Origin of the sequence: Yersinia sp. 1652 StPb PI, from assembly GCF_041538345.1 — a bacterium.
Taxonomy (GTDB): domain Bacteria; phylum Pseudomonadota; class Gammaproteobacteria; order Enterobacterales; family Enterobacteriaceae; genus Yersinia; species Yersinia enterocolitica_E.
The window spans coordinates 1,176,690-1,200,563 of record NZ_JAULSM010000001.1 but is presented as its reverse complement, the minus strand read 5'-3'; the positions used below and the strand labels follow the sequence as shown (position 1 = coordinate 1,200,563).

The window sequence follows — 23,874 nt, the reverse complement described above, 5'->3', positions numbered from 1 at the left end:
CAACCCCCTACTTATTTGCTCTCGGCGCTGGCAAAAGCCTGACGATGCAGAATAGCAATGAACTCTTCCATGAAGTTGTCATAGTTTTGTTCAAGTTTATTCACGCGCTGGTTCAGGCGGTTATAGGCCATAACAGCAGGGATCGCAGCGAACAGACCGATCGCGGTAGCAATCAGTGCTTCGGCAATACCTGGTGCGACCATTTGTAACGTCGCCTGCTTTACTGCACCCAGAGAAATAAAGGCATGCATAATCCCCCATACTGTACCAAACAGGCCAATATACGGGCTGATGGAACCAACAGTACCGAGGAATGGAATATGAGTTTCCAGAGCTTCTAATTCACGGTTCATTGAGATGCGCATCGCACGGGAGGCACCGTCAATCACCGCCTCTGGTGCATGGCTGTTTGCGCGATGTAAACGGGCAAACTCTTTAAATCCAGAATGGAAGATCTGCTCGGAGCCCCCGAGAGTCTCGCGACGAGCCTGGCTTTCCTGATACAAGCGAGACAGCTCAATACCGGACCAAAACTTATCTTCAAAGGCTTCTGCATCGCGGGTGGCAGCATTCAGAATACGCGTTCGTTGAATGATGATCGCCCATGAAGCAATAGAAAAGCCCATTAATACCAGCATGATAAGCTTAACGAATAGGCTTGCCTGCAGGAATAAATCCAGAATGTTCATGTCAGCCACTACTTAAACTCCGCGACAATAGACTTAGGAAGCGCTCTTGGCTTCATTTGGTGTGGATCGATACATGCGATCAATACTTCTGCACTACTCAGAAGATTGCCATGTGTGTCGAGAATTCGTTGAGCAAACGTGAGAGAAGCCCCACGCATTGCGGTAATTTCACTCTGTACTTCCAGCATATCATCAAGACGTGCCGGTGCCAGGTATTCTACCGTCATGCGGCGGACAGCGAAAGCGACATGCTCACTGAGCAATTGCTGCTGGTGAAAATTGCGTTGGCGCAACATTTCAGTGCGCGCCCTTTCATAAAAGGCAACGTAGCGTGCGTGGTATACCACGCCGCCAGCATCGGTGTCTTCAAAATAGACACGTACCGGCCATCGAAACAACGTATTACTCACTCTACTTCCCAGTAATGCAGTTAACGGACACACTATACTGAAGAGCGCTAAGCTTTGGAATCACTTGAGGGAATAGAACGAAAATAATTATGGGCCGAATGGCCCATAAGGATAGATTGTGTTCAGATTAGACAAAAAAGTAGAATAATCCCGCGGCCAAGATCACAATTGCGGGAAGTGGTGAGAAAAAAGCACGCAACCATATCCGCTTAGGGCGAAAACCTACCCCATGAATCACACCGGTACAAACCGCCCACACGATAAACACCTCTTGCCAGACCTCAAGTGAACTGGTTGCCGCCGCAAAACGTGAAGGGTCCCAAAACACACAGAATGCCACAGCAAAGGCGAGCACCAGTGAAAGGGCCCGCAGCGGGCCCTTATCCAGTAAATCGTATAACTTATCGGACAACATCATCATTGCCATTATTAGCGGCTTTCGCTGCTGCATTGGCTTCACTCTGCTCCAGCGCCAGAGCAGTAATGATACCAAAGGAGCAGGCCAGAAGTGTCCCTAGAATCCAGGCAAAATACCACATGCTTTATGCTCCTTAGTACAGTGAGTGCTTATTGTTTTCGATAAAGTCTTTATCAATGCGCCCGAACATCTTGTAGTAACACCAACTGGTGTACAGCAGGATGATAGGAACAAAGATTATCGCAACAACGGTCATCACTTTCAGCGTCAACAGGCTAGAGGTGGCATCCCACATTGTCAGACTGACATTTGGCACTGTGCTTGACGGCATGACGAATGGGAACATAGTTACCCCGGCAGTCAGAATCACACAGGCAATAGTCAGTGATGAGAACAGGAAGGCCCAAGCCCCTTTTTCAAAGCGCGACAGCAAAATGGTGAACAGTGGCAGAATAACCCCAAGAGCAGGCAGCGCCCACAGGCTTGGGTACTTATTGAAGTTAATCAACCATGCACCCGCCTGATGTGCAACTTCTTTGCGCATCGGGTTAGATTCAGCCGCCGTATCCAGAGCTGAAGTTATAACGAAGCCATCAATACCTTTAACTAACCAGATACCGGCCAACAGGAAGGCCACACTCATCACCAACGCAGAGATCTGAGCCGCAGTACGGGAGCGCAGATGCAACTCACCACGGGTACGCATTTGCAGGTAAGTAGCACCTTGCGTTACCAGCATGGTCAAGCTGACAACACCCGCCAGTAACCCAAACGGGTTCAGCAACTGGAAGAAGTTACCGGTGTAGAACAGGCGCATGTAGCTATCCATGTGGAACGGTACCCCTTGCAGCAAGTTACCGAATGCCACACCGAAGACTACCGCTGGCACGAAGCTACCAGCAAAAATGCCCCAGTCCCACATATTGCGCCAACGGTTATCTTCCACCTTAGAACGGTAATCAAAACCGACCGGACGGAAGAATAACGCAGCCAATACCAGAATCATCGCAATATAGAAGCCGGAGAATGCGGCTGCATACACCATTGGCCAGGCAGCAAACAGCGCCCCACCCGCAGTGATCAACCAAACCTGATTACCATCCCAGTGAGGGGCAATCGAGTTAATCATAATACGACGTTCTGTATCATTCTTACCGATGATCCGCAGCAGGATACCGACACCCATATCGAAACCATCGGTTACTGCGAACCCAATCAGCAGCACACCGATCAGCAGCCACCAGATAAATCGTAATACTTCATAATCAAACATAAGTGGACTCCTGTTTACCGTGCTTCCTGCACTGGGGCAGTCGGCTGTTCAAAATGATAGCGGCCGGTTTTCAGGCTACTTGGCCCAAGGCGCGCGAATTTGAACATCAGGTACATTTCTGCCACCAGGAACAGCGTGTACAGACCACAGATCAACCCCATGGAGAATAGAATATCCCCAGCGGTGACTGACGAGTTTGCAATTGCTGTCGGCAGCACTTCACCGATAGCCCATGGCTGACGACCATATTCCGCCACAAACCAACCTGCTTCTACTGCAATCCACGGCAACGGAATACCAAACAATGCTGCGCGCAGTAACCATTTTTTCTCACCAATCCGGCCACGAACTACGTTATAGAAGGACAGACCGATAATCAGCAACATCAGGAAACCACAGGCAACCATGATGCGGAAAGCGAAATACAGTGGCAGAACACGTGGGATTGAGTCTTTAGCCGCCAACTGAATTTGCTCTTCAGTCGCATCGGTAACGTTTTGGGTATAACGCTTCAGTAACAGACCGTAGCCCAGATCTTGTTTCGCCTTACTAAAGGCTTCACGCACCGCAGGGTCAGTGTTACCCGAACGTAATTTTTCTAGCAGACTGTAAGCATGGATACCATTACGGATACGGACTTCATGTTGAGACATCAAATCACGCAAGCCGATAACCGGTGTATCCAATGAACGGGTCGCTATTATCCCCAAGGCAAATGGAATCTGAACCGCAAATCGGTTCTCCATGGTTTCTTGATTCGGGATAGCAAACAGCGTAAAGGCTGCCGGAGGCGGTTGGGTTTCCCATTCAGCTTCAATTGCAGCCAATTTGGTTTTCTGCACATCGCCCATTTCGTAACCAGATTCATCACCCAGCACGATAACCGACAATACGGCAGCCAAACCAAAGCTCGCCGCAATGGCAAAGGAACGCTTGGCAAACGGAATATCACGGCCTTTCAACAGATAGTAAGAGCTGATACCCAGCACAAACATCGCGCCAGTCACATACCCTGCCGCTACAGTGTGAACGAATTTCACCTGTGCAACCGGGTTGAGAACCAGTTCAGAGAAGCTCAGCATTTCCATACGCATAGTTTCAAAGTTGAAATCAGATGCAATCGGGTTTTGCATCCAACCGTTGGCAACCAAGATCCACAACGCAGAGAAGTTAGAGCCTAATGCAACCAGCCAGGTTACAGCCAAATGCTGATGTTTACTCAGGCGATCCCATCCGAAGAAGAACAGACCGACGAAAGTAGACTCCAGGAAGAACGCCATCAAACCTTCGATTGCCAGAGGGGCACCGAAGATATCACCGACGTAATGTGAGAAATATGACCAGTTAGTCCCGAACTGGAACTCCATAGTCAAACCAGTAGCAACCCCCAGAGCAAAGTTAATAGCAAATAACTTGCCCCAGAATTTGGTCATATCTTTATAGATTTGTTTACCAGACAGCACATAAACCGATTCCATAATTGCCAACATAAACGCCATACCCAGCGTTAGTGGGACAAATAAGAAATGGTACATTGCCGTTAAGGCAAACTGTAACCGTGACAGTTCGACAATATCAAACATCTTGACTCCTTGCTCCTCGCAGGAAGACTCCGACTTGCGGCAACCGAGCCTCCGCTAACTAAATTGGAAGCCCTGAAATTACCCCGCAGTGAATGCCCAAAAAAACACAACAAAAATAACAATATCAACTACCCAGTATTACACCGCGGTAATAGTACGCTTCTAATCCCACACAATAAATAGGATTTTACGTGACCCAGCGTTGAGTTCTGGATACAGGTCAACAAACAGGCCATTTGCCCATCCCGCCGTAGTTTGATCTAGAACAATTTAAGCTCATATGAACATTATTGCTATATTCAAAACTTGATTTAGGACAATTAATTCTTTTTCATGTTAATTAAAAGTTTGATTGTTTTTATATAACCCCGAACTGTTAATGAAATGTAATTTTATGGTTTATCTAATGCTTTATTACTGCGTTATTATGCGATCCAGATTAACGTTTAAATTTATTACACTCAGGGTGAGTTAAATCACAATTCCGAGTTTTATATAAATATATTAGTCTAACTTGAGGGAAGCGTTCGCAAGTGTTGCCATTTTGTTGCATGATGAAATGCTATTTCTTGATAAAATATTGAATCCTCTACAATGAAAAAAATAGCGCTCACCACATTACTCTGTGTCAGTACCGCTTCCATCGCCGCGCAACAAGTTGATATCACTATTTTAGGCACCTCTGATTTACATGGTACTTTTGTGCCGTGGGACTATGCCAGCGACAGTGAAAACTTAGCCGGCAGTCTGAGCCAGATAGCCACGAAAGTGCAAAAAATACGGGCTGAACAGCCGAATGTGATTCTGGTCGATGCCGGTGATACCCTTCAGGGCAACTTTGTTGAAACCTTTAAAAATGAGCCGATAAGCCCGATGATTCTCGGCTTCAATGCCTTGAAATATGATGCCTGGGTGATGGGCAACCACGAATTTGATTTTGGCCTGAAAGCCCTTTCCACTTCACTAAAACAATTTGATGGCACGGCACTGGCGGGGAATATCTTCTGGGATTCAGGTAAACCTTACCTCCCCTCTTATAAAATCATCGAACGTCAGGGGGTGAAAATCGGCATTATTGGCATGGATACCCCAATGACTGCGGAGTTTGCACAAGGCACCGACCGTATCAATGGCATTCATTTCACCGATCCAGTACAAGAAGTGAAAAAGGTTATTCAGCAAATCCAGCCACAAGTAGATGCCATCGTGCTGGTTGCCCATATGGGAGTCGATAATGAGAATCAGCGCCCTGGCACCGGGGTTGGCGATATCGCCAAGGCCAATCCAGAGCTGGCAGCCATTGTCGCAGGCCATATGCATGTGAAGATTGATAAAGCAGTGGTTAACGGTGTCATTATCACTGAGCCGGATAAGTATGGCCGCGCGCTCTCCCGCATTGACCTGAAATTTGAGCAGCGTGAGGGTAAATATCATCTGGTGGATAAAGACAGCTATACCTACCCGATCAAGGGAGTCGAGTCTGATAAAAAGCTGGAAGCGATTTACCAGCCTTATCATGATATTTTGCGCGCCAATGCTAATCGGGTGATTGCAACCTTGAGCGGCAGTAATCTGGTACCGGCCGATGAGATTAAAGGTATTCCTCAGGTTCATATTCAGGATACCGGTATCAGCGCGTTGTATCAGGAGGCGGCACATTATTATGCTCCTCAGGCGCAGGTTATTGCCTTACAGATTGATAACGACCATCCTAAACTGGATGTCGGGGATATCACCGCTAAAGACATTGCATTTAACTATCAATATGCCGGCGGTGAAATCACCGTTTATGCTCTGACCGGTAAAGCGTTAAAACAGTACATGGAGTGGTCGGCTGATTACTTTAATCAGGTTAAAGCGGGTGATGTCACCTACAGTTTTAATCCACAACGTCGCGCTTCAAAATATTCGACCAATGACTTCTTCGATGGTGTGACTTACACCATTGATTTACGTCAGCCAGTCGGCTCACGTATCACCGACCTGCGCCTCAATGACGGCACGCCTGTTACCGATAGCACCCCTATTCATCTGGGCATGAACAGTTACCGGATGGGGCATTTGACGCAAAAAGGTGGCGCATTGGAAGGACAGAAATTCCAAGTGTTATCAGACAGTAAAGCACAGTACGGTGAGGAAGACGGCACAATACGTAATCTGACCATTCGCTATTTGACTGATATTAAGGCCGGGAAGTATGAGGGTAAAACTCAGCAGCGCTGGCATTTAATCGGGTTGGAAGGCTACGAGAAAGAGCGGCAGATTGTTAAACAGCTGATTAATAACGGCACACTTGCTGTGCCCGTGACGGCTGATGGCCGCTATACCAACATCGCGTCTATCAATGTCAAAGATAAGTTGTTTAAGGATAGAGCCAGTTATGATGCTGCATTGGCTGCGTTGCAGCAACAAACTGCCAGTGCCAGCACTGAGCAGGCTAAGCAACAAGCGCAAACAGATATTATCTTAATCACCGCCCTGAATACGTTCTGATTAGCCACAAAAAAGGCCACCGCAAGGTGGCCTCAGGTGTCGAACTAACACTGAAACCAGTGCACTCGATGTTATTTATTACTTTGGTAAACAGCTTTCACGGCATTACCAATTTCAGCCAGGCTACGGACTGTTTTCACACCGGCAGCTTCCAGCGCCGCGAACTTATCATCCGCAGTTCCTTTACCACCCGCAATGATGGCGCCTGCGTGGCCCATACGCTTACCTTTTGGTGCAGTTACACCGGCGATGTAACCCACAACAGGTTTGGTCACGTGATCTTTAATATAAGCAGCGGCTTCTTCTTCAGCGTTACCACCAATTTCACCGATCATCACAATAACTTCAGTCTGCGGGTCTTCCTGGAACAACTTCAGAATATCAATGAAGTTAGAGCCTGGGATCGGGTCGCCACCGATGCCAACACAAGTTGACTGACCGAAGCCGATATCCGTGGTTTGTTTTACCGCTTCATAGGTCAAAGTACCGGAACGAGAAACAATACCCACTTTGCCCGGTAAATGAATGTGGCCCGGCATGATGCCAATCTTACATTCACCTGGGGTGATAACACCTGGGCAGTTCGGGCCGATCATCCGTGCATCAGACTGTTCTAATCTGACTTTTACTACCAGCATATCCAGTGTTGGGATACCTTCAGTAATACAGATGATCAGTTTGATACCGGCATCAATAGCTTCCAGAATGGAGTCTTTACAGAACGGCGCTGGCACGTAGATAACAGATGCCGTAGCACCGGTAGTTTCTACTGCTTCACGTACGGTATTGAATACTGGCAGGCCCAGATGCTGGGTGCCGCCTTTACCTGGCGTTACGCCGCCAACCATTTTTGTACCATAGGCAATAGCTTGTTCGGAGTGGAAAGTCCCCTGGCTACCGGTAAAACCCTGGCAAATAACTTTGGTGTTTTTATCAATTAAAATAGACATTATTTAGCCCCCACTGCCGCTACAACTTGCTGAGCCGCATCTGTCAGGCTGGTCGCAGCAATGATATTCAAACCGCTGTCTGCCAATTTTTTGGCACCCAGTTCAGCGTTATTTCCTTCCAGACGAACCACCACTGGCACGTTTACGCCCACTTCTTCAACCGCACCAATGATGCCGTCAGCGATCAGGTCACAGCGCACAATGCCGCCGAAAATGTTAACCAGAACCGCTTTCACTTTGTCATCAGACAGAATGATTTTGAATGCTTCAGTCACGCGCTCTTTGGTTGCACCACCGCCAACATCGAGGAAGTTAGCCGGTTCACCACCGTGAAGTTTCACGATGTCCATGGTTCCCATTGCCAAACCGGCACCGTTAACCATGCAACCAATGTTGCCATCCAACGCCACGTAGTTCAGTTCCCACTGCGCCGCATCAGCTTCACGTTTATCTTCCTGCGACTTATCACGCATTTCACGCAGTTCTGGTTGACGGAACAAGGCGTTACCATCAGCACCCAGCTTGCCATCCAGACAGATCAGATCACCTTGTTTGGTAATCACCAGCGGGTTGATCTCAACCATCGCCAGGTCACGTTCCAGGAACAATGTTGCCAGGCCCATAAAGATCTTGGTGAACTGAGTGACTTGCTTACCGCTCAGGCCCAGTTTAAAGGCTAACTCGCGGCCCTGATAAGGCTGCGGCCCCGTCAACGGATCCAATGCAATTTTGTGGATCAGTTCAGGCGTTTCTTCGGCAACTTTCTCAATTTCAACACCGCCTTCAGTGGATGCCATAAACACCACGCGACGGGAGCTACGGTCAATAACCGCGCCCAGATACAGCTCTTTATCGATATCAGTCGCAGCTTCAACCAGAATTTGGTGAACCGGCTGACCGTGGGCATCTGTCTGGTAGGTCACCAGGTTTTTACCCAACCACTGTTCAGCGAAAGCACGAATATCTTCTTTGCTGTTAACCAGTTTCACGCCGCCCGCTTTACCGCGACCACCCGCATGCACCTGACATTTAACCACCCACGGGCCAGCACCGATTTTAGATGCGGCTTCTTCTGCTTCACGCGGTGTAGTACAAGCGTAGCCAGTTGGCGCTGGCATGCCATACCGAGCAAACAGTTGTTTTGCCTGATATTCGTGTAAATTCATGATGTTCTATCCATATAAGGTCTGAGATGGGCCGAAGCCTACTAGGTAGCCTGATTGCACGGAGGCAGGTTAATCAACACCTTGCAATCAGACTGACCTTGTCATTTATCTTTTTTATACGTCGAGCAGTAAGCGAGCTGGATCTTCCAGCATCTCTTTCACCGTCACCAGATAACCCACGGACTCGCGGCCATCAATCAAACGGTGATCGTAGGACAGTGCCAAATACATCATTGGCAGAATCACTACCTGACCATTTACCGCCATTGGCCGGTCTTTGATAGCATGCATACCAAGGATCGCGCTTTGTGGTGGGTTAATGATCGGAGTCGACATCAGGGAGCCGAATACGCCGCCATTGGTAATGGTGAAATTACCGCCAGTCAACTCTTCTACTTTCAGTTTGCCGTCACGGCCTTTTACAGCCAGTTCTTTGATTTTCTTCTCGATATCAGCCATACCCAGTGTATCTACATCACGCAACACTGGAGTCACCAGACCGCGCGGGGTAGAAACCGCAATACTGACATCAAAGTAGTTGTGATAGACCACATCTTCGCCATCAATAGAAGCATTCACTTCAGGATAACGTTTCAAAGCTTCAACTACCGCTTTGATATAGAAGGACATAAAGCCCAGACGAACACCGTGGCGCTTCTCGAAAGCTTCACCGTACTGCTTACGCAGGTCCATGATCGGCTTCATATTGATTTCGTTAAACGTGGTCAGCATTGCTGTACTGTTTTTCGCTTCCAACAAACGCTCAGCAACACGTTTACGCAAGCGGGTCATAGGTACGCGTTTTTCGCTACGGCTAGCCAGTGCCGCAGGTGCGGCGGCGGCTACTTTGGTTTCAGCCACTGCCGGTGCCGTTTTACGGTTTGCCAAATGACTATCGACATCTTCACGGGTAATACGGCCACCCACGCCACTGCCTTTAATGGCAGTAGCATCAAGGTCGTGTTCTGCAATCAGACGACGAATTGCCGGGCTGAGAGTATCGTTACTCTCTTCTTCCAGGCTAGCGGTCTGGCGCTGCGCCGGAGTGGACTCAGTGCTTTGACTTTTTTCTTCCGTCGGCTTACCTGAGCTGTCACTTGGACGAATACGGCCCAGTACCTGACGTGAGGTCACAGTCGCGCCTTCGTCTTCCAAAATGGCGTCTAAAATACCGTCCTGACTGGCCGGAACTTCCAGAATCACTTTGTCCGTCTCAATCTCAACCAGCACTTCATCGCGTTTAACGCTGTCGCCCGGTTTCTTGTGCCAAGTTGCTACAGAGCCATCAGCGACAGACTCAGGGAGGTCAGGAACATTAATATCTACGCTACTCATTCTCTATCCTTTATATGTTAACCGGCTCGCTACTCGACGGTCAGCGCGTCATTAACCAGAGCTTGTTGTTGTTTCTGGTGTACGGAAATGTATCCAACTGCCGGTGAAGCTGATGCCGGGCGACCTGCATAACGCAAGGAAGCGCCAAATGGAATCACTTCGCGGAAGTTGTGCTGACTACAATACCAGGCACCCTGGTTCAGCGGCTCTTCCTGGCACCAGACGAAATCATGCACATGAGCGAACTGTTCCAACACCGCTTGTACAGCATGATGCGGGAACGGATAAAGCTGCTCGATACGCACGATAGCAACATCGGTTTGCCCATTCTTACGGCGTTGTTCCAGCAGGTCGTAATACACTTTGCCTGAACACATGACGACACGTTTGACGCCTTTCGCATCCAGCTCGTCAACTTCACCAATCGCTGGCAAGAAGCTGCCATTTGCCAATTCATCAAGCGATGATATGGCCAACGGATGACGCAACAATGACTTAGGTGACATTACCACCAGCGGGCGACGCATACCACGTAATGCCTGGCGGCGGATCATGTGGTAAACCTGCGCCGGCGTAGAGGGGATACACACCTGCATATTTTGTTCGGCACAAAGTTGCAGATAACGCTCCAATCGTGCGGAGGAGTGCTCTGGTCCCTGCCCTTCATAACCATGTGGCAGCAACATCACCAGGCCACACATCCGGCCCCATTTCTGCTCACCGGAGCTGATGAACTGGTCGATAACCACTTGCGCACCGTTGGCAAAGTCACCAAACTGCGCTTCCCAAATAGTCAGGGTGCGTGGTTCTGCGGTGGCATAGCCATATTCAAATGCCAACACCGCTTCTTCTGACAGCACGGAGTCCCAGACCTGGAAGTCACCCTGCCCGCTGTGTACATTCGCCAGCGGCACATAAACCGAGCCATTTTTCTGGTTATGAATCACCGCATGACGATGGAAGAAGGTACCGCGACCCGCATCTTCACCAGATAAACGAATCGGAATCCCTTCATCTACCAGCGTTGCGTAAGCCAGTGTTTCAGCCCCCCCCCAGTCAAACGGCTTCTCACCACTTGCCATCAAAGCACGATCGCCATAAATCTTGGCAACACGGGATTGCATTTCAATGGCTTCCGGTGCATGGCTGATGCGACGCGCCAGATCTTGCAGGCGTTTCATCTCAACTTTGCTTGGATATTCTTCGTCCCACTCATGGTTCAGATACGGCGACCAGGTGAAGGATTGCAGATTCATCGGACGCCACTCTTCCACCACACAGTCACCACCATCCAGCGCATCACGATACAGGTTGACCATTTCCGTGGCATCTTCCAGGCTGGCGATATTTTGCTCGGTCAGCTTGTCAGCATAAATCTTGCGCGGCGTCGGGTGTTTTTTGATCTTCTGATACATCACGGGCTGCGTTGCACTTGGCTCATCGGCTTCGTTATGCCCATGGCGGCGGTAGCAAACCAGATCGATCATCACGTCACGTTTAAAGGTGTTACGGAAATCCAACGCCAGACGGGTAACAAACGCCACAGCTTCAGGATCATCAGCATTCACGTGGAAAATCGGAGCCTGTACCATTTTGGCGATATCGGTACAGTACTGGGTAGAACGCGCATCCAGTGGGTTCGACGTAGTGAAACCAATCTGGTTGTTGATAACAATGCGCACCGTCCCGCCCACTTCATAGCCACGTGCCTGTGACATATTCAGTGTTTCTTGCACCACGCCCTGGCCGGTAATCGCCGCATCACCATGAATAGTGATTGGCAGAACCATATTACTGCGTGCTTCATCCAGACGATCACGGCGTGCACGTACCGAACCGATAACCACCGGGCTGACAATTTCCAGATGGGATGGGTTAAAGGCCAGTGCCAGGTGAACCAGGCCGCCTTCAGTTTCCACATCGGATGAGAAGCCTTGGTGATATTTAACGTCACCGGTCCCCAGATGCTCTTTATGCTTACCGGCAAATTCGTCAAACAAATCTTCCGGCTTCTTACCCAAAACGTTGATCAATACGTTGAGGCGGCCACGGTGAGCCATCCCCAGAACCACTTCACGGGTACCATTTTTCCCCGCATGGCGAATCATCTCTTTCAGCATGGTGACCAGCGAATCGCCGCCCTCCAGCGAGAAACGCTTCGCGCCCGGGAATTTAGCCCCTAAATAACGTTCCAGACCTTCAGCGGCAGTCAATTCGCTCAGGAAGCGACGTTTTTCTTCATCACTGAATGTCGGTTTCCCAACCACCGACTCAATACGCTGCTGAAGCCAGCGTTTTTCTTCGGTGTTGGTAATGTGCATGTATTCAGCGCCGATAGAGCCGCAATAGGTCTGTTTCAGTGCTGCATACAGGTCAGACAACTTCATGGTTTCTTTGCCAATAGCAAAAGAACCCACATTGAAGGTGTTTTGGAAATCGGCTTCGGTCAGGTGGTGGTAGGAAGGCTCGAGGTCTGGAACAGACTCCTGCTTCCACAAACCGAGTGGATCAAGGTTGGCATGTTGATGACCACGGAAGCGGAAGGCGTTGATTAACTGCAACACCTTAACTTGCTTGGCATCATTTTCAGGATCGCTGATGGATGAGTTATAACGAGAGGAATCCTTCGCCAGGCGACGGAAATACTCACGTGTTTGAGAGTGGAACTGATCAGGTTTTACACCCGTTGTTGGTAGCTGTTGAAAAATTGAACGCCAACTATCATCAACGGAACCAGGATCGGTTAAAAAGTCTTCATAGAGCTGCTCTATGTAGGACTGGTTCGCGCCCGCCAGATAGGAGGAATCCAGCCAGGCCTTCATTGCGCCGTTCTGCATCATGATCCCTTAAGCTTTGAAGCTTCAGTTTTCGCCGTGGTTAACATATACACCGTAGTATCAACGGTTTGCCGTAAAAACGGTTCACTCGACGTGCTCAATGCACGTTCTGTTATGGACCTTAACGGTCCCGTTCAAGGAACCTCTAAAAACTGACTGCATGCCGGCTTTTAGAGATTCCCTACCTTGAAGCAACCCGGGAAATACATTCCCCGGGTTAATAAACTCACATCATGCACTACGTTGCAACTATCATTCGCTACCCTGTAGCTATCAATCACTACACTGTAGCTATACCTGCGCTACGCTGTAACTATCATGCGCTACGCTGTAACAACATAGACTTAATGTGACCAATTGCTTTGGTCGGGTTAAGGCCTTTAGGACAAACACTGACACAATTCATGATGCTATGGCAGCGGAAAACACTAAAAGCGTCGTCCAGGTCATCCAACCGTGCTGCTGTTTCGGTATCACGGCTGTCAATCAGGAAGCGATAAGCAGCCAGTAACCCTGCCGGGCCGACAAACTTATCTGGATTCCACCAGAATGACGGACAAGATGTCGAGCAACAGGCGCACAGGATGCATTCATACAAACCATCCAGTTTTTCGCGCTGTTCCGGGGATTGCAGATGCTCACGTGCCGGCGGATTTTTGCCATCATTCAACAGGTAAGGTTTAATTTTCTCGTACTGAGTATAAAACTGCCCCATATCGACCACTAAATCCCGCACCACCGGTAACCCCGGCAATGGGCGAATCACAATCTTTTTATTACCCTTTTGCAATGCCGAGACTGGCGTAATACAAGCCAGACCGTTTTTGCCATTCATATTCAAACCGTCTGAACCACACACACCTTCACGGCATGAACGGCGAAACGACAGGGTAGGATCTTTTTCTTTCAACTGGATGAGCGCATCCAGCAACATCATATCCCGGCCTTCTTCCGCTTCCAGCTCATAATCCTGCATGTGCGGCGCGTTATCGATGTCCGGGTTATAACGATAAATTGAGAACTCAAGTTTCATGACCTTTTCCTCCGCAACGGGTTAGGTTTAACCCTATCAACACAACACATGCATTAATAAGAACGCACTTTCGGCGGGAATGCCGCGCGTAGCTTAGGCTGCATGTTTACCTCACGGCGGGTCATGCTCTCAGTGTCTGGTAAATAGAGCGAATGGCACAGCCAGTTAGCATCATCACGATCCGGGAAGTCAAAGCGGCTATGAGCACCACGACTTTCGGTACGGAAGTTTGCTGATACGGCAGTGGAAAACGCAGTTTCCATCAGGTTATCCAATTCCAGACATTCAATACGCTGGGTATTGAACTCGCTGGAAGTGTCATCCAGACGGGCATTTTGCAGACGTTCGCGGATAGTTCTTAACTCTTCCAACCCTTTCGCCATCGCATCACCTTCGCGGAATACCGAGAAGTTATGCTGCATGCAAGATTGCAGTGCTTTGCGGATCTCAACTGGATCTTCACCTGAACGGGTGTTGTTCCAACGGTTCATTCGTTCCAGTGAGGCTTCAATATCTGATTCGCTGGCATCGCGGCTAGCACCCTGCTCCAGTAATGACTCTTGCAGATGCATACCGGCGGCACGACCAAACACCACCAGGTCCAGCAATGAGTTGCCCCCCAGGCGGTTGGCACCGTGGACGGAAACACAGGCGATTTCACCGACCGCAAACAAACCAGGGATGACAACATCTTCACCCTTTTCATTTACTGTAATTGCCTGGCCGGTCACTTTGGTCGGAATACCGCCCATCATGTAATGACAGGTTGGAATAACCGGAATAGGCTCTTTAATCGGGTCAACGTGAGCAAAGGTGCGAGATAACTCAAGGATGCCCGGCAGACGGGATTCCAGCACATCTTTACCTAAATGATCTAACTTCAGTTTGGCATGTGGGCCCCAAGGACCATCACAGCCACGACCTTCACGGATTTCAATCATAATGGAACGTGCAACCACGTCACGACCCGCCAAATCTTTGGCGTTCGGGGCATAACGTTCCATAAAGCGTTCACCGTGCTTATTCAGCAGATAACCGCCTTCACCACGGCAACCCTCGGTAACCAGCACCCCCGCCCCAGCGATACCCGTCGGGTGGAACTGCCACATTTCCATATCCTGCACCGGTACACCGGCACGCAGTGCCATCCCCACGCCGTCACCGGTATTAATGTGCGCATTGGTGGTTGATTGATAGATACGACCCGCACCACCGGTGGCCAGCACCGTGGCCCGCGCTTTGAAATAGACCACTTCACCGGTTTCAATACAGATAGCCGTACAGCCAACAAAGGCGCCATCCTGATTTTTCACCAGATCCAGTGCATACCACTCAGAGAAGATAGTGGTGTGGTTTTTCAGGTTTTGCTGATAAAGGGTGTGTAATAGCGCATGGCCGGTACGGTCAGCGGCTGCCGCAGTTCGCGCCGCCTGCTCACCGCCAAAGTTGCGCGATTGCCCACCAAATGGCCGCTGGTAAATGCTGCCATCTTCTAAACGGGAGAAAGGTAACCCCATATGTTCCAGTTCGAGTACCGCCTCTGGACCGGTTTTACACATATATTCAATGGCATCCTGGTCACCGATATAATCGGAACCTTTTACCGTGTCATACATATGCCATTCCCAGTTATCTTCATGGGTATTACCCAGCGCCACGGTAATACCGCCCTGCGCAGATACCGTATGGGAACGGGTAGGGAAAACTTTAGATATCAGGGCACAAGACAGCCCCATTTGTGAAATTTGCAGTGCGGCGCGCATACCTGCACCACCTGCACCGACGACAACAGCGTCAAACTCTCTGACCGGCAGTTTCATTTAAGCACCCCACACCACAATTGTTCCATACAATAGATAGACCAGCAGCGTAACCACGACGGCCAGTTGTAACACCAGTCGTACCGCTAGCGGCTTTATATAGTCCGTTAATACCTGCCACAGACCAATCCAAGCGTGAGCCAGAATCGACAGTAAGGTCAGCAGGGTAAATACTTTTGTGATGTGCGAGGCAAAAAAGCCGCGCCAGATTTCATAGGTGATGTCCGGGACAATAACGACGAAGCCCAGTATATAAAGAATATAAAGAGTGATGACGATTGCAGAAGCACGCAGTAACAGCCAGTCGTGTACTCCATTACGCCCTAACGCAGAAGCATTGCTTACCATACGAGGACTCCAGCTAAAACTGACAGCACCAAGGTTAACACCATTGTTACTTGGGCGGAGCGGGTCCCCGCAGCCAAGCTCTCTTCGATGTAGCCAAAATCCATAAGCAAGTGACGGATGCCACAGCAAACGTGATAGGCCAGTGCAGTAAGTATTCCCCAGAAGATGAATTTAACAATAAAACTATTCATGACAGCCGCTGCTTGCATGAATCCCTCTTGCGAGGAAACAGACAAACCTAACAGCCAAAGGAGGATACCAACGGCAACGAAAGTAATTACGCCAGAGACTCGGTGTAAAATGGACGCTATCGCAGTAACGGGAAATCGAATCGTTTGCAGATCCAAGTTGACAGGTCTTTGTTTTTTCACGGTTTTGCCCACACAGCTCTTATTATTTTCCTTCCTCCGGGCCTTGTTGGGATCAGACAGCGTTAAGAGCCGAAACCCTTCACATCGCACATTTAAACATAACATCCTGCATGCCTAGATGACGTGTTCTATATAACGCTGGGTGCTCCTACTTCAGGGTAATCCGGAGACCTGGCGGCAGTATAGGGGGTTCACATTCTTATTACAATTCCCACACAAACCGATTGGTAACATTTCCCCTGAACAGTGATTAGGATCACGATTTACACAATTTATATAAAATTAATTATCTGATTTGACAAAGAATAAACATTTCCATTACAACTAGGGTAGAAATAAGCCCTATGATGCACTAAAGGTCTGCGGATACACTTCCCCATAAGCCTAAGTTATGCAACAGTGTATTAAGTGAATATCCCCATAGATATCGTAGGCAATGAACTATAAACGATAAGCATCCGACAAATCGTTAACAACTTTGTAACGTCGCTATCGATCCAGCCTCTCGGATCGCTGGCCGCATTGGTAAGACACTCTGTACCCTAAATCATGTTTTAATCGTGAATAAAACGTTTAATCGTGAATCAAACAGAGCAGTGCCGATAAGATAATGCCCTACAGGCATCTAAGACATTCCAGTTGTTAGCGGTTTTTAAAATAAGCGCGAAGGAGACTGTAAATGGCTGATAAAAAAGCGACGCTGAATCTGGCAGGCGAAGCTGCGATTGAACTGAAGGTTCTATCCCCAACCCTCGGCACTGACGTGATCGACGTCAGCACTTTAGGTTCTAAAGGGTATTTTACCTATGACCCTGGGTTTACCTCTACCGCGTCCTGCGAATCAAAAATCACGTTTATCGATGGTGATAAAGGGATCCTACTGCATCGTGGATACCCTATTGATCAATTGGCAAAAAACTCTACTTATCTGGAAGTTTGCTACATTCTGCTGTACGGCGAAACACCCACAACAGAAGAGTATGAAACCTTCAAAGCGACAGTAACCCGCCACACCATGATCCACGAGCAAATCACCAGCTTGTTCCGTGGGTTCCGTCGCGACTCACATCCGATGGCTGTATTATGCGGAGTGACCGGTGCACTGGCCGCGTTCTACCATGACGCACTGGATGTAAACAACGAGCGCCATCGTGAAATTACCGCCTTCCGTCTGCTGTCTAAAATGCCAACAGTGGCTGCCATGTGTTACAAATATTCCATCGGCCAGCCCTTCGTTTATCCACGTAACGACCTGTCCTATGCCGGTAACTTCCTGCGTATGATGTTCTCCACACCGTGCGAAGAGTATGAAGTCAACCCGGTGCTGGAACGCGCGATGGATCGTATTTTTATCCTACATGCCGACCACGAACAGAACGCCTCTACCTCTACCGTGCGCACCGCCGGTTCTTCGGGCGCTAACCCGTTTGCCTGTATCGCCGCGGGGATAGCATCTCTGTGGGGGCCAGCTCACGGCGGCGCGAACGAAGCCTGCCTGAAAATGCTGGAAGAGATTAAATCTGTCGAGCACATTCCAGAATTTATCAAACGCGCGAAGGATAAAAACGACTCGTTCCGTCTGATGGGCTTCGGTCACCGCGTGTATAAGAATTACGATCCGCGCGCTACGGTGATGAAAGAAACCTGTGATGAGGTATTGAAAGAACTCAAACTGGAAAATGACAGCCTATTTGCTGTCGCGAAAGAGCTGGAACGTATCGCACTGGAAGACCCCTACTTCGTTGAGAAAAAGCTATATCCAAACGTGGACTTCTATTCAGGTATCATCCTGAAAGCCATGGGGATCCCGTCTTCAATGTTTACTGTGATGTTCGCGATAGCCCGTACCATTGGCTGGATTGCTCACTGGAATGAAATGCACGATGAGGGCCTTAAAATTGCCCGTCCGCGTCAGCTTTATACCGGTTATGCCGAACGTGACTTCAATAGTCAACTGAAGAAATAAGCAGAGTAGTTAGGCTGTTTATGACGAGAGCGCCACCTGTGAAGGTGGCGTTTTTTTATAGGAAAATCAGTGGATCGCGCCGCCTGATATGTGCAGATCGTGTTCAATTTGCATGGCAATAGAGATAGCCAGTTCTAAGGCTACCAGCACTGAATGTGTTGACATACTGGGTGTTCCGGGGTGAGCTACCGCCTGTTCCGGCAGATAAGGGATATGAATGAAACCACCCTTCACCTCACTATTGAGCTGATTTAACCGATGCAATAACCCGTACATCACATGGTTACAGACATAGGTTCCGGCCGTCTGGGAGACCGAGGCCGGAATGCCCGCCTCACGGATACCCTGCACCATCGCCTTGATGGGCAAACGGGTAAAGTACGCCGCCGGGCCATCCTCAACTATCGGCTGATCTACCGGTTGATTCCCCAAATTGTCAGGAATACGAGCATCATCAACGTTAATAGCTACCCGTTCGATAGTAATATCGGCGCGTCCCCCGGCCTGACCGACAGCCAACACCAATACTGGCTGAATCTCATCTATCGCGGCATTCAACGCAGTTAATGCTTCACCAAAGGCGCAAGGCAACTGGCGAGCCACCACTCTGACCCCACCCAGCATTAAATCATTCAATTGTTTGACCACTTCCCAAGAAGGATTTACTCGCTCCCCACCAAATGGCTCAAACCCGGTAATTAATACACTTCTCATCACCACTCCTAGAGGAACATCAGGAAATACAGCAAGAATACGTTAACAATCAAAAGAGTCACCCCGGTTGGAATCTGGGCTTTAATCACCGCATTCTTATCCGGCAACTCCAGTAACGCAGCAGGAACGATATTAAAGTTGGCTGCCATCGGGGTCATTAAGGTACCGCAGTAACCTGAGAACATACCAATAGCTGCCATCACTGCGGGATTACCGCCGTGTTGCAATACTAAAATTGGAATACCGATACCGGCAGTAACGATGGGGAAGGCAGCAAAGGCATTACCCATGATCATGGTTAACAGTGCCATGCCAATAGCATAGACCGCCACGGCGACAAAGCGATGATCGACTGCCAGATATTCCTGTGTCAGATGGGCAATAGCGGTTCCGACCCCGGCGGTGGTAAACAGCAGGCCAAGGGTGGCCAATATCTGTGGCAAGATAAATGCCCAGCCGATGGAATCGAGCAAACGCCGAGCTTCCTGCACCGGTTGTGCCGCGGTTTCGTGGGTCATGACGACCGCAATAATCAAACCGAGAACACAACCAACAGTCATCGAGAATAAGGTGACTAAGGTGGCGTGGTTGCCGGTACCAAACAGCCATTGATCCAGCGCGGGGATATTGTTAAACAGCAGCACACCAATAACCGTCACCACCGGGATAGCCAATGCCGGGATGAACAGCCGATTCCCCAAACGCTTGGCACTCACTTCGCGCTGTTCTGGAGTGCGTTGATGATAGCTACCCAGTTTTACCCCACCAAAACCGGCAATCAGCGCCATAATCACCACCACCACACCGACAGTAATATTCAGAATGCGCTTCTCATCCGGCCCCTCGCCCGCCAAAGTATTGGCCAGACGATAGGTCCAATCGCCCACCAGGAAAATCAGCCCGTATAACCCCCAAAATAAGCCGGTGGTGATACGACGTGGGTTGGCCTTATCACGAAATGACATTAACGCGACGATCAACAGCACTACGCCAGCCAGCCAATAAAGATATTGTTGTTGGAAAATCATTTTGCGTCTCCCTTGGTAGCCAAAGCAGACTGACTCAGCGCGGTTAACTCAGCGGCGAGATGTTTATCCAAACGTTGCAAACGGTAGGCGTGGATCAGGAAAGCACAAATCGCAGTCGGGATACCCCACAACGCAATGTGTAACGGCTCGGTCTGAATGCCACCGGATTCCAGCATAAAGTTGTGCATAAAAATAATCGCACCGAAAGCGACAAAAATATCTTCACCGAAGAACAACCCAACGTTATCGGTCGCGGCAGACATTGCACGCAGGCGATAACGCACTTTCTCCGGTAACTCACCATAACGGGTTTCAGCCGCCCCTTCTGCCATCGGTGCCAGTAATGGCCGTACCATTTGCGGATGACCACCCAGACTGGTTAAACCCAGCGCGGCTGTCGCTTCACGCACAAACAGATACACAATCAATAAACGGCCAGAGGTGGCACTTTTAATTTGTGAAATCCACGCCTGCGCTCGCTCTTTCAAGCCGTGGCGCTCCAGCAAGCCGATAACAGCCAGTGGCAGTAACAGAATCAGAGGTAGGTTGCGGGTATTGAGAAAACCTTCACCCAGTTTTTCCAAAATAGTGGCCATTGGCATTAGCGCCGCCAGACCAGTGATGATGCCGGCGGTAATCACCACCAGTACTGCGTTGATGCGCAGTAAAAATCCGATTACGATCGCCGCAATACCAATTAGCGGCCAAAGGTTTACCGTTTGTTCCAAGGTGACTCTCCTGTCCTAAAGTGTTGTTATAAAGTGTGATATGTATCTAATTGATGAAGCCATTCCACCCGGGCCAGGCGGTTATAATTTTTACTGCCCAACGTCCATCTTACTGCGCGGTTACCGTGATATTTTGCTGCTGAAAACTGTGGCGTAAACGGCGGGCAAAATCCAAGGCATGGGCGCCATCACCGTGGACGCATACTGTATCCGCCTGTACCGCTACCCAACTGCTATCACGAGCCTGAACCTGCTGACGCTGTACCATTGCCAACGTTTGTGACAACGCCAACTCGTCACTTTCAATTAAGGCATCTGGCTGGCTGCGCGGCACTAGAGTGCCATCAGGCTGATAGCGGCGATCAGCGAATACCTCTTGTCGGGTCACCAAACCTGCGCGCTCACCGGCACGGATCAATTCGCTTCCCGCCAATCCAACCAGCCGTAACGACGTGTCCACGGCTTTCACCGCTTTAGCTATTGCATCCGCCAGCAGAGGATCAACCGCCGCCTGGTTATACAACATGCCATGAGGCTTCACATGTTGCATCACGCCGCCCTCCGCCTTCACGATGGCTGCCAAGGCACCTAATTGATAAACCACTTGGGCATACACCGTCTCAGGGGGTAACTGCATCGCGGTTCGACCAAAATTCTCGCGATCAGGGAAACTCGGATGCGCACCGATAGCAACGCCATATTCCATAGCCCAGCGCACCGACTGGCGCATGGTCTGCGCATCACCGGCATGAAAGCCACAGGCAATATTGGCTGAACTGACCAATTGCAGCAGTGCTTGATCATTAGCGCAGCCTTCACCTAAGTCGGCGTTTAAATCAATCTTCATTTGGCCTCCGTCGCATCGAATCCTTGCTGTAAACCCCATGCGATCTGTTTTAAGAAATGCTGTTGCTCCGCTTTGGCCCGCAGCGCTTCCTCAACTGTGCATGGCACAAAATGCACCGGTTCGCCGAGCCTAAGCTGAGCTAAATGGTAAAGATCTGCTTCGATAACGCAGGCAATGCGCGGATAACCGCCGGTTGTTTGCGCGTCAGCCATCAGCACAATCGGTTGGCCGTTGTGCGGCACTTGCACCACGCCGGGTAATAATCCGTGGGATAACATCTCGCGGTCCGTGGTGCGCGCTAATTCGCGCCCGGTCAGGCGATATCCCATACGGTTGCTCTGTGGGCTGAGTTGCCAGGCTTCACGCCAAAAAGCACCCTGTGCGATATCGTCGAACTCATGATATTCCGGGCCAGGAACAGCCCGGACACGGTTACCAAATAACAGTTGTTTGATACCGACTGATTCACGTGGTAAACGTGTAGCTTGGCCTAATGGCAGGGTGTCGCCATCTTTGATCAGTCGCCCCTGATAACCGCCAAAACCGGCTTTCAGGTCGGTGCTGCGTGAACCCAACATCTCCGGTACTGCAATCCCTCCAGAGATGGCTAAATAGCTGCGCATTCCCCGATGTGGCACACTGAGTTTTAGCTGCTGCCCCGGCTTGACCGGATAACGCCAGCCGGTCCACAGCAACTGATTATCAAGTCGGGCATCGCAACCGGCTCCTGTCACCGCTATCCAGCCTGGTTGCGTAAATTGTGCCGTAAACTGACCCAGGGTAATTTCCAGCCCGGCAGCATCAGGCTCATTACCTACCAGCATATTTGCCATGCTGAGCGCCGGTAAATCGAGTGCCCCACCCTGACTGATTCCCAAACGGCGAAAACCGCCACGGCCACTGTCTTGGACTGTGGTATAAATACCTGAACGAATAATATTCAGCATACGCCCTCCTTTAAGGGCAGGAAGCGCACATTATCGCCGGGCCGTAACAAGGTTGGCGGCATCTCCAGCGGGTTAAACAGTGCCAATGATGTGCGGCCAATAAGTTGCCAGCCACCGGGCGTTGCCAGTGGATAGATACCGGTTTGGCTACCGCCAATACCGACAGAACCGGGTGCTACCACTAAACGTGGTTCAGCACGCCGTGGCGTGGCGAGCTTTTCCGGCATCCCCCCCAGATATGAGAAGCCCGGCTGGAACCCCAAAAAATAGACGATATAGCTCGCACCAGCGTGGCACTCCACCACCTGACGCTCTGTCATACCGGTGTGACGAGCCACTTCAGCCAGGTCTGGGCCTGCCTCACCGCCATAAATCACTGGAATGGTGATATCACGTGATTCAGGCACTAATGATTCGCTCTCTTCCCACCAGCGTTGGAGGCGTTCAATGGCGTCCAGCGCCGTATTTTGTGGATCTGACAATAATAGAGTCAGATTATTCATACCCGGAATCGCTTCAAGGACATCAGGATGATGAATCAGACGATCAGCCAAGCCCCAGATCCGTTGCTGGCTTGCTAATGTTACCGGCGGTTCCAATTCCAGAACCACCGCACTCTCTCCCAATAAATAGCATCGTGCTCTTTGCACTCCCGTCCCCCTAAGACATGTATAGTTTTTATTTTCATTAGATAAATAGCTTTTATAAGGACATATTTATGCGTTAGCACCTAACTGCTGTCAATAGAACTGAATCAACCAATAGATATCAGCAATCACTAGATTCAATGTAAATACTGAAATTAACCGCTGGAAACCGCGTATTTTGAAGTTTTTCACGAAGGAAAGTGGTAAATAATCGATTCTTTTCTTATTTAGAATCAGGCTATAGAGAGCAAATATTCTTAAAAACTGTCGG

22 protein-coding genes are annotated in these 23,874 nt (G+C 49.6%); 2 read left to right on the top strand and 20 right to left on the bottom strand.

Translation table 11 applies throughout. The features are described from left to right. Nucleotides 1–11 precede the first annotated feature (11 nt). From tolQ to cydA, 6 genes are all read right to left on the bottom strand, one after another. Nucleotides 12–698 (bottom strand): Tol-Pal system protein TolQ, encoded by a 687-nt coding sequence (gene tolQ / locus Q2T71_RS05435; protein ID WP_005188971.1) that lies wholly within the window; start codon nt 696–698, stop codon nt 12–14. After that, nucleotides 698–1,099 carry a tol-pal system-associated acyl-CoA thioesterase gene (gene ybgC, locus Q2T71_RS05430; protein ID WP_032907060.1) on the bottom strand — a complete coding sequence of 134 codons (402 nt, stop codon included), beginning with the start codon at nt 1,097–1,099 and terminating at the stop codon, nt 698–700. Before ybgC ends, tolQ begins: the two co-directional genes overlap by 1 nt. Before the next feature lie 127 nt (nt 1,100–1,226). After that, nucleotides 1,227–1,514, bottom strand: a complete 288-nt coding sequence (gene ybgE / locus Q2T71_RS05425) for a cyd operon protein YbgE (RefSeq protein WP_372559847.1) — start codon at nt 1,512–1,514, stop codon at nt 1,227–1,229. Next, entirely contained in the window at nt 1,501–1,638 is a 138-nt protein-coding gene (gene cydX, locus Q2T71_RS05420) for a cytochrome bd-I oxidase subunit CydX (RefSeq protein WP_004712290.1), read from the bottom strand. Before cydX ends, ybgE begins: the two co-directional genes overlap by 14 nt. Before the next feature lie 12 nt (nt 1,639–1,650). Next, complete coding sequence (cydB, locus tag Q2T71_RS05415; RefSeq protein WP_083159589.1) at nt 1,651–2,790, bottom strand: cytochrome d ubiquinol oxidase subunit II; 1,140 nt, start codon at nt 2,788–2,790, stop codon at nt 1,651–1,653. 14 nt (nt 2,791–2,804) lie between these two features. Then, nucleotides 2,805–4,373 carry a cytochrome ubiquinol oxidase subunit I gene (gene cydA / locus Q2T71_RS05410; protein ID WP_372558364.1) on the bottom strand — a complete coding sequence of 523 codons (1,569 nt, stop codon included), beginning with the start codon at nt 4,371–4,373 and terminating at the stop codon, nt 2,805–2,807. 594 nt (nt 4,374–4,967) lie between these two features. On the opposite strand from cydA, the gene Q2T71_RS05405 reads away from it, so the two are divergent. Beyond that, nucleotides 4,968–6,866 (top strand): bifunctional UDP-sugar hydrolase/5'-nucleotidase, encoded by a 1,899-nt coding sequence (locus Q2T71_RS05405; protein WP_372558363.1) that lies wholly within the window; start codon nt 4,968–4,970, stop codon nt 6,864–6,866. 71 nt (nt 6,867–6,937) lie between these two features. On the opposite strand, the gene sucD is transcribed toward Q2T71_RS05405, so the two are convergent. From sucD to sdhC, 8 genes are all read right to left on the bottom strand, one after another. Next, nucleotides 6,938–7,816 carry a succinate--CoA ligase subunit alpha gene (gene sucD / locus Q2T71_RS05400; protein ID WP_372558362.1) on the bottom strand — a complete coding sequence of 293 codons (879 nt, stop codon included), beginning with the start codon at nt 7,814–7,816 and terminating at the stop codon, nt 6,938–6,940. Further along, a complete protein-coding gene (gene sucC / locus Q2T71_RS05395; RefSeq protein ID WP_372558361.1) occupies nt 7,816–8,982 on the bottom strand; it encodes an ADP-forming succinate--CoA ligase subunit beta in 1,167 nt (388 codons plus the stop codon). The genes sucD and sucC overlap by 1 nt, the downstream gene beginning before the upstream one ends. Before the next feature lie 114 nt (nt 8,983–9,096). Beyond that, entirely contained in the window at nt 9,097–10,317 is a 1,221-nt protein-coding gene (gene odhB / locus Q2T71_RS05390; RefSeq protein WP_083159597.1) for a 2-oxoglutarate dehydrogenase complex dihydrolipoyllysine-residue succinyltransferase, read from the bottom strand. A gap of 29 nt (nt 10,318–10,346) precedes the next feature. Next, nucleotides 10,347–13,154 (bottom strand): 2-oxoglutarate dehydrogenase E1 component, encoded by a 2,808-nt coding sequence (gene sucA, locus Q2T71_RS05385; RefSeq protein ID WP_083159599.1) that lies wholly within the window; start codon nt 13,152–13,154, stop codon nt 10,347–10,349. 316 nt (nt 13,155–13,470) lie between these two features. Beyond that, the gene (locus Q2T71_RS05380) at nt 13,471–14,187 is read right to left on the bottom strand and encodes a succinate dehydrogenase iron-sulfur subunit (RefSeq protein ID WP_083159601.1); all 717 of its coding nucleotides are present in this window, start codon (nt 14,185–14,187) and stop codon (nt 13,471–13,473) included. 53 nt (nt 14,188–14,240) lie between these two features. Continuing rightward, nucleotides 14,241–16,007 carry a succinate dehydrogenase flavoprotein subunit gene (gene sdhA / locus Q2T71_RS05375; RefSeq protein WP_083159603.1) on the bottom strand — a complete coding sequence of 589 codons (1,767 nt, stop codon included), beginning with the start codon at nt 16,005–16,007 and terminating at the stop codon, nt 14,241–14,243. Beyond that, a complete protein-coding gene (sdhD, locus tag Q2T71_RS05370; RefSeq protein ID WP_050098880.1) occupies nt 16,008–16,355 on the bottom strand; it encodes a succinate dehydrogenase membrane anchor subunit in 348 nt (115 codons plus the stop codon). It lies immediately after the preceding gene. After that, nucleotides 16,349–16,738: a succinate dehydrogenase cytochrome b556 subunit gene (gene sdhC / locus Q2T71_RS05365; RefSeq protein WP_372558360.1), complete on the bottom strand. Its 390-nt coding sequence runs from the start codon at nt 16,736–16,738 to the stop codon at nt 16,349–16,351. The genes sdhD and sdhC overlap by 7 nt, the downstream gene beginning before the upstream one ends. A 667-nt stretch (nt 16,739–17,405) precedes the next feature. On the opposite strand from sdhC, the gene Q2T71_RS05360 reads away from it, so the two are divergent. Further along, nucleotides 17,406–18,692: a citrate synthase gene (locus tag Q2T71_RS05360; RefSeq protein ID WP_372558359.1), complete on the top strand. Its 1,287-nt coding sequence runs from the start codon at nt 17,406–17,408 to the stop codon at nt 18,690–18,692. Nucleotides 18,693–18,758: 66 nt separating this feature from the next. Here the strand turns inward: Q2T71_RS05360 and pcp are convergent, their stop codons facing one another. The 6 genes from pcp to pxpB all read right to left on the bottom strand — a co-directional run bounded on the left by pcp (nt 18,759) and on the right by pxpB (nt 23,606). After that, nucleotides 18,759–19,406, bottom strand: a complete 648-nt coding sequence (gene pcp / locus Q2T71_RS05355) for a pyroglutamyl-peptidase I (protein ID WP_372558358.1) — start codon at nt 19,404–19,406, stop codon at nt 18,759–18,761. An 8-nt stretch (nt 19,407–19,414) separates the two neighbouring features. Next, entirely contained in the window at nt 19,415–20,434 is a 1,020-nt protein-coding gene (locus Q2T71_RS05350; protein WP_372558357.1) for a DUF979 domain-containing protein, read from the bottom strand. Further along, nucleotides 20,431–21,162 (bottom strand): DUF969 domain-containing protein, encoded by a 732-nt coding sequence (locus tag Q2T71_RS05345; protein WP_372558356.1) that lies wholly within the window; start codon nt 21,160–21,162, stop codon nt 20,431–20,433. The genes Q2T71_RS05350 and Q2T71_RS05345 overlap by 4 nt, the downstream gene beginning before the upstream one ends. 109 nt (nt 21,163–21,271) lie before the next feature. Beyond that, nucleotides 21,272–22,009 carry a 5-oxoprolinase subunit PxpA gene (gene pxpA, locus Q2T71_RS05340; RefSeq protein WP_083159610.1) on the bottom strand — a complete coding sequence of 246 codons (738 nt, stop codon included), beginning with the start codon at nt 22,007–22,009 and terminating at the stop codon, nt 21,272–21,274. Continuing rightward, nucleotides 22,006–22,956, bottom strand: coding sequence for a 5-oxoprolinase subunit PxpC (gene pxpC, locus Q2T71_RS05335; protein ID WP_372558355.1), 951 nt, complete (start codon nt 22,954–22,956; stop codon nt 22,006–22,008). Before pxpC ends, pxpA begins: the two co-directional genes overlap by 4 nt. Beyond that, nucleotides 22,950–23,606, bottom strand: a complete 657-nt coding sequence (gene pxpB / locus Q2T71_RS05330; protein ID WP_050086195.1) for a 5-oxoprolinase subunit PxpB — start codon at nt 23,604–23,606, stop codon at nt 22,950–22,952. The genes pxpC and pxpB overlap by 7 nt, the downstream gene beginning before the upstream one ends. Nucleotides 23,607–23,874: the final 268 nt, after the last annotated feature.